Source organism: Nonomuraea dietziae (assembly GCF_014195505.1).
Classification (GTDB): domain Bacteria; phylum Actinomycetota; class Actinomycetes; order Streptosporangiales; family Streptosporangiaceae; genus Nonomuraea; species Nonomuraea roseola.
In genome coordinates this window covers 195,718-208,097 of record NZ_JACIBV010000003.1, presented here as the reverse complement: position 1 = coordinate 208,097, position 12,380 = coordinate 195,718, and the positions used below count along the sequence as shown (strand labels likewise).

Annotated in this window: 11 protein-coding genes and 1 pseudogene; 7 read left to right on the top strand and 5 right to left on the bottom strand. The window is 64.6% G+C overall.

What is annotated here, in order from left to right:
• Window positions 1-539: 539 nt before the first annotated feature.
• Window positions 540-662 (top strand): annotated as a pseudogene (locus FHR33_RS47970) (cell division ATP-binding protein FtsE); the annotation flags it as partial.
• Window positions 663-906: 244 nt separating this feature from the next.
• Here FHR33_RS47970 and FHR33_RS49545 read toward each other — a convergent pair.
• From FHR33_RS49545 to FHR33_RS47960, 3 genes are all read right to left on the bottom strand, one after another.
• Window positions 907-1,128, bottom strand: coding sequence for a hypothetical protein (locus FHR33_RS49545; protein WP_221242719.1), 222 nt, complete (start codon window positions 1,126-1,128; stop codon window positions 907-909).
• A 350-nt stretch (window positions 1,129-1,478) separates the two neighbouring features.
• Window positions 1,479-1,979 (bottom strand): alpha/beta hydrolase, encoded by a 501-nt coding sequence (locus FHR33_RS49540; RefSeq protein ID WP_221242718.1) that lies wholly within the window; start codon window positions 1,977-1,979, stop codon window positions 1,479-1,481.
• A gap of 25 nt (window positions 1,980-2,004) precedes the next feature.
• On the bottom strand, window positions 2,005-2,973 hold the full coding sequence (locus FHR33_RS47960) for an NADPH:quinone oxidoreductase family protein (RefSeq protein WP_183662726.1): 969 nt from the start codon (window positions 2,971-2,973) through the stop codon (window positions 2,005-2,007).
• A 93-nt stretch (window positions 2,974-3,066) separates the two neighbouring features.
• Between FHR33_RS47960 and FHR33_RS47955 the strand changes: the two genes are divergently transcribed.
• The 3 genes from FHR33_RS47955 to FHR33_RS47945 all read left to right on the top strand — a co-directional run bounded on the left by FHR33_RS47955 (window position 3,067) and on the right by FHR33_RS47945 (window position 4,338).
• Window positions 3,067-3,432 (top strand): winged helix-turn-helix transcriptional regulator, encoded by a 366-nt coding sequence (locus tag FHR33_RS47955; protein ID WP_183662722.1) that lies wholly within the window; start codon window positions 3,067-3,069, stop codon window positions 3,430-3,432.
• A gap of 115 nt (window positions 3,433-3,547) precedes the next feature.
• The gene (locus FHR33_RS47950; RefSeq protein ID WP_183662718.1) at window positions 3,548-3,886 is read left to right on the top strand and encodes an SRPBCC family protein; all 339 of its coding nucleotides are present in this window, start codon (window positions 3,548-3,550) and stop codon (window positions 3,884-3,886) included.
• A 122-nt stretch (window positions 3,887-4,008) separates the two neighbouring features.
• The gene (locus FHR33_RS47945) at window positions 4,009-4,338 is read left to right on the top strand and encodes a Rossmann-fold NAD(P)-binding domain-containing protein (RefSeq protein ID WP_221242717.1); all 330 of its coding nucleotides are present in this window, start codon (window positions 4,009-4,011) and stop codon (window positions 4,336-4,338) included.
• Window positions 4,339-5,267: 929 nt separating this feature from the next.
• Here the strand turns inward: FHR33_RS47945 and FHR33_RS53600 are convergent.
• A complete protein-coding gene (locus tag FHR33_RS53600; protein WP_350656459.1) occupies window positions 5,268-5,417 on the bottom strand; it encodes an IS3 family transposase in 150 nt (49 codons plus the stop codon).
• A 771-nt stretch (window positions 5,418-6,188) separates the two neighbouring features.
• Here FHR33_RS53600 and FHR33_RS47935 point away from each other — a divergent pair.
• Together FHR33_RS47935 and FHR33_RS47930 are read left to right on the top strand one after the other, a co-directional pair.
• On the top strand, window positions 6,189-8,801 hold the full coding sequence (locus FHR33_RS47935; protein ID WP_183662712.1) for a hypothetical protein: 2,613 nt from the start codon (window positions 6,189-6,191) through the stop codon (window positions 8,799-8,801).
• Between the two features lie 67 nt (window positions 8,802-8,868).
• Window positions 8,869-10,497: a DUF5722 domain-containing protein gene (locus FHR33_RS47930; RefSeq protein ID WP_183662709.1), complete on the top strand. Its 1,629-nt coding sequence runs from the start codon at window positions 8,869-8,871 to the stop codon at window positions 10,495-10,497.
• A 63-nt stretch (window positions 10,498-10,560) separates the two neighbouring features.
• Here the strand turns inward: FHR33_RS47930 and FHR33_RS47925 are convergent, their stop codons facing one another.
• On the bottom strand, window positions 10,561-10,827 hold the full coding sequence (locus FHR33_RS47925) for a hypothetical protein (RefSeq protein WP_183662706.1): 267 nt from the start codon (window positions 10,825-10,827) through the stop codon (window positions 10,561-10,563).
• A gap of 133 nt (window positions 10,828-10,960) precedes the next feature.
• On the opposite strand from FHR33_RS47925, the gene FHR33_RS47920 reads away from it, so the two are divergent.
• On the top strand, window positions 10,961-11,635 hold the full coding sequence (locus FHR33_RS47920; protein WP_183662704.1) for a winged helix-turn-helix transcriptional regulator: 675 nt from the start codon (window positions 10,961-10,963) through the stop codon (window positions 11,633-11,635).
• Window positions 11,636-12,380 lie beyond the last annotated feature (745 nt).

Here is a 12,380-nt window from a genome sequence, read left to right as displayed (position 1 = left end):
TCGCCGAGTCATCTTCTGGTCGTGATGCGACCCATGGACATTGCTAAAGGCGGCCTTCGAGCCCGTGGTTGAGCTTCGGTTTCAGTGGCTCCGCTTCGGTGACGCTGCGCCGTTCAGGTCGCAGATGCCGCGAACGATCGTGGAGTCGACGACCGCGTGCGTATGGGCCCGCCATGCGCTGATGTTCCGTTCGTCGTAAGTCCGGCCCAACATCTGAGACCTCCACCCACCCGCTTGCATGATGCTACCAACTCTCACGCTACTAGCTTCATGCAAGTAGCGCAGGCGAATGCAAGGATCCCCCGAGAAAGAGCAACTGCGGCTGGTTCGCGCCTGGATGCCCGTGGGAGGGCCGGTTCACGATCCGAGCACAGGCAGCGGCGCAACGACTACTACCTGGTCGTCGTGGGCGTGTAATCCTCGACGCGCATCGGGTGAAGATCGTCGACCGAGGTTGGCGCGTCGGTCATGCCTAAGGCGAGTCGTGATCATCGGGAAGGTACGCCCCTCCCGACAGATCCGCAGATTTCAGCATTGCTCCCAACGGGAAACATCGGCCGGCGACGAGTATTAGCAGCATGAAAGTGCTCGACCGGATCAACAGGACCAGCACGACGGTCGTGATGGCCACGCACGATGCGGCCATCGTTGACTCCATGCGCATGAGCTGGCTGTACGTCTGTCCTACGCCGGCCAATGTGGGCGCTCTGGCCGAGGGCAGCCAAGCTATACAGGCAGAGCATCGCCTGGCCGCACTCAACCTCGACGCCTGCGGTGTCTGCCTCTGTCCCTGGCGGCACGCCCCCGGCTGGGCGCCGCCTCCAGGCGTCCTGACCGGCAAGGAGAAGAGCACAACCGATGTGCAGCCATCGGCGGCGGCCGATGTCTGCAGCCCGGTCTCAGGGGTTATGGAAGGCAACTTCGGGATTGGCAGGGGACGGGCCCCTCCAGCAGCGGCTCATGCTGGCCGTGTAGGTGCTGGTCGAAGAAGGCGCCCACGTACGCCGCGGTGATCTCGCCCGACCGCTTGCCCGACAGTGGTGGTGCGGTGGGGTCGGTGATTCCAGCCTGCCCGCCCAGGATGGGCAGGTTGATGAAGGTGAAGTGGCCGGAGTCGGCCACAGTCAACCAGCGCTTCCAGCCGTCCAGGCGACGCCAGTCTCGTAGCCAGGTCGTGTCAGTGGAGCCGGACGAATGCTGGGCCTTGGTTCTCCAAGCATGAGGAACGGCCGCTTGTCGAGGCCGGCGGCCGGGACGGGGGCGAAGAACGTGCCGTCCATGTTGATCCCGGCGCGAACGCGGTGGTCGGTCGCCATCACGCTGGCTGCGGCATTGCCCCCGAGCGAGTGGCTGCCAGCTTCTTCGCCTCGTCGGCGGGGGCCTTGGCCGTCGCCTCGCATGCGACGCAGGCCAGGGTGCGGCCGCCCGGGGAGGTCGTGCCGAACGACTCGTAGGCGTGATCCACGAGCGCGACGACGTTAGCCCTTCGCGGCGAGTTCCTCGGCGAGCGCGGTCAGGGTGGCGCGGTTGAGGCTGAAGCCCGGGGAAAGCACCGCCAAGGGGTGCCTGCCGCGGACGGAGCGAGCGCCGACGCGTGCATTTGTGCGGACGCCCGCGAGTTGTTCGGGCGTGAACAGTTTGTTGAGCTTCTGCCCTTGGAGGAGGCGAGCCTTCTCGATTGCCATGTACGGAGCGGCGCTCCCACCGGTATAGGCCGGGTAGTACATCGACACCATCAGCTCCCGTGCGCGCGTGGGCACCCAAGGGTCACGGCGGTTGACATCGACGAGATGTAGGCTGTCGCGCCCGACTTCGTACTGCCCAGTGGGGCGAGGGATCGCCAAGCGCACAGCGGAGGCGTCCGTGGAGAAGGCCACGGTGGCGGGAAACGACTTCGAGGCGGCCGTCGCGGCCGATACAGGCAGGGTCAGCGTCAAGGTGAGGAAGACGACCGCGGCGGTGCGGCGAGTTCTGATCATGAGCGGCACTCGGCAATCAGACGAGTCAAGACTGCTCGCTGAGATCGATGGCGAGTTTGTGGCGTGCCGTACCAGCGGCGATGGAGCCTAGGGCCGCGGCGAGGTCGGTGACGGGGATACAGACCGGTCTGCGTGGCGTCAGGAGGCCCGCGCCGTACCAGCTCAAGCACTGCTCAAGGGCCGAGGCGACCGTGGCAATGTCACGGCTGGCGTACCCCGCGATGTCCTCGCCGAGGATCGCGATGTTCCTGACGAGGACGTCGAGCAGGCTGATCTCGGGGATCGAGCCGCCAGCGAAGCCTGCCGTGACGAGCCGTCCCTCCCAGGCCAGGCAGTCCAGCAGTTCCGTCGTGAGGGGGCCGCCGACGAGGTCGAGGGCCAGGTCGGCGCCGCGCTGGTCCGTTAGGTCCCGTATCGCCCGGGCGAGACCGGCAGGTGGCAGGACGTGATCGGCCGCGGACGGCGGCAGCGTACCGGACCGGTCCACTGCGATGACCCGCGCGCCCGCGGCACGGGCGACCTGCAGCGCCGCCGAACCCACATTGCCAGTGGCGCCGGTGATCACGACGGTCTCACCCTTCTCCAGCCCGCCTCGGTGCAGCAGTGAGACGTGGGCGGTGCCGTACGCGACAGGAAAGGCGGCGGCGGTCGGGAGGTCCATGGAATCGGGAACGGGCAGCACGTGCGTGGCATCGACGACGAGCTGGTCGGTGTAGGCACCCCAGGTGACCAGAGCCATGACCCGCTGCCCGGGGACCAGCGCCGTCACGTCGGTCCCGGCTTCGGCGATGGTGCCGGCCACCTCGAAGCCGGGCACGAGGGGGTCGGGGGCGGGGATCTGGAACTCGCCGGACAGCTGGACGAGATCGGCGAAGTTCAGCCCGAAGGCGGCGACGTCGATGCGGACCTGTCCCGGTCCAAGGACAGGGTCGGGCAGGTCGAGGGGTTGAAGGTGCTCGGGGCCGCCGTAGTGACGGGCGGAAATCACACGCATGGCCGGGTACTCCTCGGTTCGTGATCGGCGACGTTCGCCGCGGCCCTGCCTACGCTAGACATCCGATAGGAACCGGAAGGTACCTTAGGCACCATGAGTTCCTTCGACCGTCCGGGTGATGTGTTCCTCGCCGATTGCCCCGCCAGGCTTGCCGTCGAGATCCTCAGCGACAAGTGGGCGCTCGTCACCGTCTATGCGCTCGGCAATGGCCCGCGCCGCCACGGCGAGCTCAAGGCCCTCATCGGCGGCATTAGTTCCAAGATGCTCACCCAGACATTGCGCCGGCTGCAGCATCACGGATTGGTGCATCGCCAGGCGTTCGCCGAGGTGCCTCCGCGCGTCGAGTACGCGCTCACCGACCTTGGGCAGTCAGCTCTGGAGCCGGTCGACGGGCTCCGCCGCTGGGCCGAGCAGAACGGCGACGCGGTCCTGGCCGCCCACGATGGGCGTGACCGGTGACCTTCAAGACATCCGCGTGCACAGCACCCCTGCTCCCGCACTTATCCGTCAGGGCCCGTATCGCCTGGGCGGTCCAGCTCGGCGACCATGCGCAGGCGGCGCTCCTCGAGGAGCTGTGCGCTGCAGCCCGGCCCACTTCAATTTCATCGACGACCAGTCGGAGTGGAAGGACACCCAGGTCGTCTTCGAGATCTCCGCCAAGGACGGCGGTGCCAGGGTCGCCTTCACGCATGTCGGCCTGGTCCCGCAGTACGAGTGCTTCGACGTCTGCACCAACGCATGGGCCGGCTACATCAGCAGCAGCCTACGGAACCTGATCAACACGGGAACGGGCCAGCCGAACCCGAAGGAGGGCGGGAACGCCCCGGAACACCAGCAGGCCGCCGGCGTGCAGCGCGCCAAGCGGTCACCTCAGGTCATCGATCTGGCCGGTACTGAGGCGAGCAGCGCGTGAGATGACCACGATCGTAGGTAAGAACATTCTGATCACCGGTGTCAACCGAGGCATCGGGCAGGCGCTGCTGGAAGAAGCTCTCCGCAGGGGTGCCCGGCAGGTGTACGCGGGCCGTGGCTCCGATGTCGATCATCCCGGCCTACTCGATCTCGAAAGCGGCCGCGTTCTCTCTGACGCAAGCGCAGCGGATGCTCCTCGCTGACCAGGGCGTAACAGTCCACGCCGTCCTGGCCGACTCGACCGACACCGATATGGACCGTGATTACGACATCCCCAAGGCTTCGCGGGAATCGGTCGCGCGAGCTATCGTCGACGGCGTGAAGAACGAGGAGGAAGACATCTTCCCCGACTCCATGTCGCAGACCCTCGCCGCCGGTTGGCGGGACAGCCCCGCCAAAGTGCTGGAGCGCGTGTTCACTTCCGCCCCGGCGGTCGAGCTCGCCAAGTCCTGAAGCACGAATCAGGTCGCGTGGCGTTGACCTGTGCTGAGCCAGGCTCGGCGATCGAAGTTCCTGCCCCGCAGCACGGCGGAAAGAGTGGGACCCGATCGGACACGATGTGCGAGCCGTAGCGACTTCACGGCAATCAAGCAATCCCTCCAGGGATGCCTCGTGTTAAGCGTGCACCCCGGCCGTCCCGGGACACCCAGGCGGGCCGGCTGGGGTGTCTTGATCCCGTTGGGCTGGGCACCTCGGATTACAGGGGTCATGCGGCAATGGCAGTCGTACCAGCGCCAAAAAACCTGCCGCCACGCCAGCCGTTCACATACGCAACGACAAGGAGATCGGATAGTCACTCCCAAACCCGGGCTGAGGGTCCCCCTTGCGCGAACACCTGAGGTGCGGTCAAGCAGCGGTGTCTGAGGGCCGGCGGAACCTCTCGTGCACATCGGAGCCGTGCATCCGATGCTGGGATGGCGGCGGTTGAATTACACCAGCGCCCGATCCATTCGAAGATGGCGTTGATGGGCTCTTTGGCGGTATTCCAGATTCTGGGGCCGAGGGGTTCGAGCTGCATCGTTCCCCAGAACGATTCCATCATCGTGTTGTCGTAACAATCGCCTCCTGTTCCCTTGGAGCCGAGCAGGCCGGCACCTCGAAGGCGTTTCCCATAGCCCAAGAAGTGTACTGCGTTCCCGTCCGAGGTGCAGGATCGTCGATCGATTTCGGGTGCGCGGCGCGCCACGGCCATCGCGACCGCGTTTGTACCAGACCGATATGTGTTGGTCGTCGATGGATCAGCCAGTGACGCGTCGTGAATAGATGTCCATGACGGTGGCCTAGTACAGCTTTCCCTCGCCAACGGGATGCTCGGTGATGTCGGTCGGCCAGACCGGTTCGGAGCCTCGACATCAACCGGCGCTGCACCCGGTCCTCCTCGGTCACCCGTTTGGCAGGTCACGGAGGCCCCTGCGCCGGTGGACGCCCTGCAGTCTGGCCACGCGCATAAGTCGCTCGACGCGTTTGCGATTGAACTGCATGCCCAGTGCGAGCCTTAACTCGGCATGCAGGCGGCGACCCGTAACTGCCACCGCGAGTCGGCATGGACCTCGCCGATCATCTTCGTTAGGTTCTTTGTTGCGTAATTCCCAGGCGACTCGGGCTGTTGGCAGGAAAGAAGCGATGATTGGCCGTATCTTCGGTTGCTGATGCGGCCATGCAAGGTGTACTTATACAGAGACGCCGAGCCTTGTAAATATTCAATAAATACCCGCGATGCACAGCTAAGTCACCATCATATCAACGCGATATCGCTTCCGTTTCGTGACCACATCGACACGCATCGGGCGTGTCAGACGCGCGCCCCGGAATACCATGCCGAAGCCGCGGGATGCCTGGGCTTAAAGACGTTTCCTGAGGAAGAAGTGATAAAGGTGAGAAGGCTTTTAGCGATTTTCGCCATTTTCGGCACGATCCTGTCCATCGCAACGATCAATATCCCGGCAGCCAACGCTGCCGATTGGGTCGGCCCTGCATATCCCTGCGGCGCGCCACAATCCGGAGACGCTACAGTACAGATTCTCTCCAGCGCAAAAGACACAGAACCGAGAGGGCTTCTACTAAAAGCCTCCAATGGCACTGTGAATGACATGCCAATGCCGGTAACCTCGCTTGAAGAGGAAACGATAGCGGTAGAAACGAGCGTGAACACCTCGCTCGAAGTCACAAAAATAGTCGGCGCATCCCGTAGCGTCGGTCTCGTCACCACCGTAACCACCAAGACCGCGACCTGGCAGGGAGCCGCACCTGTGGTACCCCCCGGTAGAGTGGGGTACGCCCGAGCCTACGTAGAATTTACTAGGGTGGCGTATCGCAATATCCAGCACGTTGAGCGGTTCAATATCCTGGGTACGTGGTGGTGTGTGGGCGGCGACGTCACCAGTTACCGCTGGTCCAAGATCCCCACTGGTTCGCAAATCTGTGTGTGGCTCAGCCCAGAAACACGATGCACGAAGGCGAATTATTACGGTAGCGGTGGCAGCGGCGGCTACGGGCAACCTCCCGGTAGTGGCACATCTGCTCCTCCGCCTGGTCCGCAGCCGGTGACCGACGTGCGTGGTCTGGCCGATGGCACCCTGGTGCACACCACCGACACTGGCAGGATTTACAAGATGGTCGGCGGTGCGCCGGTGTGGCAGGCCACTTGCAATGACAACATCTGCTCAGGAACGCCACGCCCCACCACGCAAGGAGTGATCAACGCAGGTCCGGCCACTCCACGCAACGCCTCCTCGGCGGTCGACCAGCGCGGCAGGGTCTACATCTTCGTCGGCGGCTCTCCCATCTGGCAGGATTCCTGCGCCGCCCCGGTGACCTGCGGCACGCCGGTGAAGATCTCCGACTGGTCCATCGACGCCCGTGACCACATGAACCAAGTTCCGGCCGACGGGAGCCTGGTGCAGGCCAAGGACGGCAGCACCGACCTGCCTGTCGCCATGACGCTGGGTGGCGCCCTGGTGCGCTTCGCCAATCCTCAGGAGGTCATCGACGTCGGTCAGGGCACCGACTGGGCCAGCCGCGTGGTGGCGATCTCGGCCGTCAGCTACAACCGAATCGGCTTCATCCCCACTGACGGGACCCTTGTCCAAGGCACATCCGGCGGCGCCTCAACAGCGGTCGCAATGTACCTGGGAGGTGCGAAAATTCCGTTCGCCAACCCTCAGGAGGTGATCGACGCGGGATATGGCGCCGGCTGGGCCTCGAAGGTACGTGCCATCCCTTCCCGGCACTTCAACACGCTGCCCACCGTCCCCGCTGATGGCACCCTGCTCCAAGGGTCCAATGGGTCGACTCCAGTAGCCGCCATGATCGGCTTGGGAAGAGTGAACTTCGGCAGCCCACAAGAGGTCATCGACGCCGGGTTCGGCACCGACTGGGGATCGAAGGTGCGGGCCATTCCGGCACGGGTCTTCAATTCCCTGCCGACACAGATCATGGACGGCACCCGGATCAAGAACGGTGCTCTGACCGCGCAGGCTGTGGTCGTCGGTGGTGCGAAGATGCCCTTCACCAGCTTGGAGGAGCTCAACGGTTCCGGATACGGCGACCGACCCGTGTGGACCATTCCCACCCGCACCTGGGACGCCCTGCCAACGAAGATCGCAGACGGGACCCGGATCAAGAATGCGGGTTCATCGGCGCAGGCGGCGATCATCGGCGGCGCGAAGGTGCCCTTCACCAGCATCGATGAGCTCATCGCCGCCGGCTACGGCAATCGTCCGCTACAGGTAGTGCCTACCCGCGTCTGGGACGCCTTGCCGAACGACATCGGAGACGGCGTCCGCATCGGCAAAGCCGGCGACACCGATCAAGCGGCGGTCGTCGGCGGGGCGAAGATGCCCTTCATCTCCATGGAGGAACTCGAAAGCGCCGGCTATGCGGATGATCGCCTGCACATCTTGCCGGCACGAGTCTGGGACGCCCTGCCGGGGCAGATCGGGGATGGGACGCGGATTGCGAAGGCGGGCACGACGTCTGAGGCCGCGATCATCGGCGGCGCCAAGGTCGAGTTCCACACCATGGAAGAGCTCACCGCTTCCGGCTACAAGGACAAGCCGCGACAGGTCATCCCGGTCCGCGTCTGGGACGGCCTGACCGCGCAGATCAGAGACAGCACCCGGATCGTCAAGGCGGGCACGACGTCTGAGGCCGCAATCGTCGGCGGCGCCAAGATCGAGTTCCACACCATGGCCGAACTCACCGCCTCCGGCTACGGCGACAAACCCCGCCAAACCATCCCGATCCGCGTCTGGGACAACCTGAGCGAACAGATCGCCGACGGCACCCGGATCGTCAAGGCGGGGACCACCTCTGAGGCCGCAATCGTCGGCGGCGCCAAGATCGAGTTCCACACCATGGCCGAACTCACCGCCTCCGGCTACGGCGACAAACCCCGCCAAACCATCCCGATCCGCGTCTGGGACAACCTGAACGAACAGATCGCCGACGGCACCCGGATCGTCAAGGCGGGGACCACCTCTGAGGCCGCAATCGTCGGCGGCGCCAAGATCGAGTTCCACACCATGGCCGAACTCACCGCCTCCGGCTACGGCGACAAACCCCGCCAAACCATCCCGATCCGCGTCTGGGACAACCTGAACGAACAGATCGCCGACGGCACCCGGATCATGAAAGCGGGAACCACCTCTGAGGCCGCAATCGTCGGCGGCGCCAAGATCGAGTTCCACACCATGGCCGAACTCACCGCCTCCGGCTACGGCGACAAACCCCGCCAAACCATCCCGGTCCGTGTCTGGGACACCCTGAGCGGACAGATCGCCGACGGCACGTACGTCAAGTCTCCCGACTCGGCGTCGGTGTGGCTGATCAATGCGGGGCGGAGAACGGCCGCGCAGCAGTCCACCAACGTGCAGGTGATTCCCGCCAGGGTCCTGAACGCCATCCCCTTGAGCTGACGATCTCGAGATCCGCGCCGAGTGAGTGCGGCGCGGATCTCCGTCTCCTCCATGAGAAAGGACCCCAATGCGGACCTATCGAGGGTGGTGGCTGTGCATCGGTGTGCTTCTCCTGACCGCACTGCTGCCCGCCACCGCGCAGGCGAGCGACGCTGCGCTCGCCTACCCGGTACGTGACGCGTACCGAATCAAGTCCATTCAGCCTGACTTCTGGCCGGACAAGGCGGAGATCGCCGGGAGCAACACCGGCGGCGTGGCGATCAACTTGGTGTGGGCCCGCTGGGAACCGCAGGTCAAGCAGGCGCCGTGTGCCGCGAGCGAGCAAGAGTACGACGGCCGTTGCTTCGCCGTGCCGGCCGAGGTGGACGCTGAGATTCGCGACTGGAGCGCACGCGGCCTGGTGGTTACCGGCATCGTGTACGGCACGCCCGGGTGGGCACGGACCGGCAAACCGTGCTCCCCTGCCGCTCCCGGTTTCGACCTGTTCTGCACCCCGAACAACCCGGCGGACTACGCCCGGTTCGCCGGCATGCTCGCAGAACGATACGACGGGCTGCACGACCACGGCCGGGTGGCCGACTTCGTCATCGGCAACGAGGTCAACAGCAACGTCTGGTTCGACATCGGCTGCGGCCAGGGCACGGCCTGCGACACCGGCCGGTGGCTGCAGGAGATCTCGGCGAACTACAACGCCGCCTACGACCGGGTGGTCGCCGAGCAGCCCAGCGCGCACGTGCTGATCTCGCTGGATCACCAGTTCGGCATCGAACTGGATCGGCCCGCCGCCACGGATGCCACCCTGGCCGGTCAAACGGTGTTGCGTGGTCTGGCCGAACGGGCCGGCACCAGGCAGTGGCGCGTGGCCTTCCACCCGTACGCGCGTGACCTGCGCAGCGACGTCTTCTCCACCGACGACTACCCCTACGTCACCTATGGCAACCTCGGCGTGCTGGTGGGCTGGTTGCGCGCGACCTTCCCCGCTCAGACGGCGGCGTGGTCACAGGTGCAACTCACCGAGAGCGGAGTCAACTCCATCACCCCGTCTTCCCCCCAGCGTCAGGCCGCCGCGGTGTGCCAGTCCTTCCGCAACGTACTCGGCACCCCCGGCATCGTGAACTACGTCTACCACCGCATGAGCGACCACCCCGACGAGGTCTCCGGCGGGCTCGCGCTTGGTCTGCGCAACCCCGACGGCACCGCCAAGCCCGCCTGGACCACCTGGGCCATGGCCAACCGCAACGACCTGACACCTCCCCAGCTGTCCTGCGGCTTCGAACACCTACCGTTCACCAAGCTCACCCGCGGCAATCACCCCATCCGCGGCCACTGGGCCTCCTCCCGCGCCCTGCCGCCCGGCTTCACCGCCGAAAGCAGCTGGCGGCTGCGCCGCGATCAGGTCGCCGGGACCGTTCCGCTATACGAATGCCAGGTTGGCGGCCACAATCTGCTCAGCCTCGAGCCGGGGTGTGAAGGCCTACGGCCACTCGGCCCGGTCGGCTACATCTACACCAACCAGGGACCCAACACCATTGCCCTCTATCGGTGCTATATCCCTGGCAATGGTGACCACTTCGTTTCCGCCAGCTCGGGATGCGAAGGCCAGCGGACCGAAGGACGCCTCGGGTACGTCTACAACGCGCATAGGGCAAAGTTCCCTGATGTACAGGAGCGCCCACCGCATCAGACTATCCCGTAGGGCGCAAGGCAACGGTCGAGGTCTGAGAGGGCGTTTAGGTATGTTCTGTGACAGCCTGCCCTGTTATGGCTGTCGAGCGATTCGCGTCGTCGCGACGCGGTCGGCGATCTGCTTCTGGAACTCCTTGAACGGTGCCAGGGTCGGCGGGATGTCGCCCTCATCGTCCACGACGTGGACAAATGTCACCCCGTCGGCCAGCCGGAACACCGCGTAGCGAAGCCCTTCCGGTGTTTGGCCAGCAAGCTCGGCGAACACCTGCTCCACCAATCGCTGGTTCTCCTCAGCAGCTTCGGCACGTGTCGCACAGCGCACGACAACGGTCTTGCTCATGGCAGTCCCTTCTCAGCCGCCCTGTGATGCGACGCCCTTGCGGCGGCCATGTAGATAGGACAGCACAATCATCTATTAGGAAAAAACAACTATTCAGATGGGGTTTCCAACTGGGCTTGCTAGGCTGTCAGCCATGGTCGGTAAGCGGAAGTACGACGACGGGTGCGCCGTGGCGCACGGACTCGACCTGGTAGGAGAACGATGGATGCTCCTTGTGGTACGAGACCTCCTCCTGGGTCCCAAACGATTCACCGACCTGCGCATCGGCATGCCGGGCATCAGCCCCGACGTCCTCACCCAGCGACTCCGTGAACTGACACAGACCGGCATCGTTCAACGACGCAAACTCCCCGCGCCCGCCGGCTCCTGGGTCTACGAACTGACCGAGTGGGGCATGCAACTCGAAACCATTGTCATCCAGGTGGGCCGCTGGGCCAGCCGCTCACCGACGCTGCGTCACGACGCCGAAATCAGCACCGACTCCCTCGCCCTATCCTTGAAAGCGCTCTTTGCCCCCCACGTCGCCACCGGGCTCCAAGCGATCATCGCGCTCAAACTCGGCGAAGATCAGCTCCGTATCGAAATCGCCGACAGCCAGTTCCACATCACCCGCAAAGAACCCTCAAACCCAGACGTGATCATCCACACCGATCCCAACACACTTGCCGCCCTACTCCACATCGACCTCTCCATCAGCCAAGCCCTCAAAGCCAACACCCTCACCATCGAGGGCCCCTTACACCTCTTCGAGCAATTCCTCACCCTCTTCCCCCTTCCCCAACCAGCCCCGCTCACCGAACCCAACTGAACACATAGCCACGGGCTAGTAACTCGTCACGCAGCGAGCTTGTCACTTCAAGTAGGGGCGGGCGACCGCCCGGCTTCGATGCCAAGCGGTACACCGAGCTAACACCGCGGAGCGGTGCATCAACAAGCTCAAGGACCTCCGCGCGGCGGCCGTTGAGCACCGACATGATCCACAGGTCCGACCCTGCGCGGCCACCAGGCTCCAGCATTCCGGCTCCTCATCACGACGTCGAAGGACCGTCAAACGGGACTTCACAACGACCGTACGACACCAACGCACCGATCAAGATCAGCAAGTTCGGCCAATGAGGCATATGGCGGTTTGCCGCCGCAAAAGGCACTAATGTGTGCGGATTTGGTGGGCAGGTGGCGGGTTGCGACCCACTCGTCGCGACCCCCACGGTCTCTCCCGGTAGGGCGGCTCGGCTGCCCTCTCGTAGCGCAAGTTAATCCAGATCGACGCGACACGAGCCTGCTCATCGGGGTCATGCACGGGAGGTGAAAGGGGCTCAATACTCGCTCCGAGGGTGGCTCGGCCAGTCTGCCGTTTTGCGCTTCCTTTTGGCCACCAACCCTCCGCCCGAGCGCGACAGGCTCACGTCGCTCAGTCCGCTGCCGCTCCGCTATTGGCAGGATCGCCACGCATATTGGCAGCCAGCGGTATCGAATATTCAAGCGCCAGCCGCCACAATCATGAGGCTTTGCGTCCTCAGGAGCGGCGCGACCATTCCGATTGACCAGAGAGG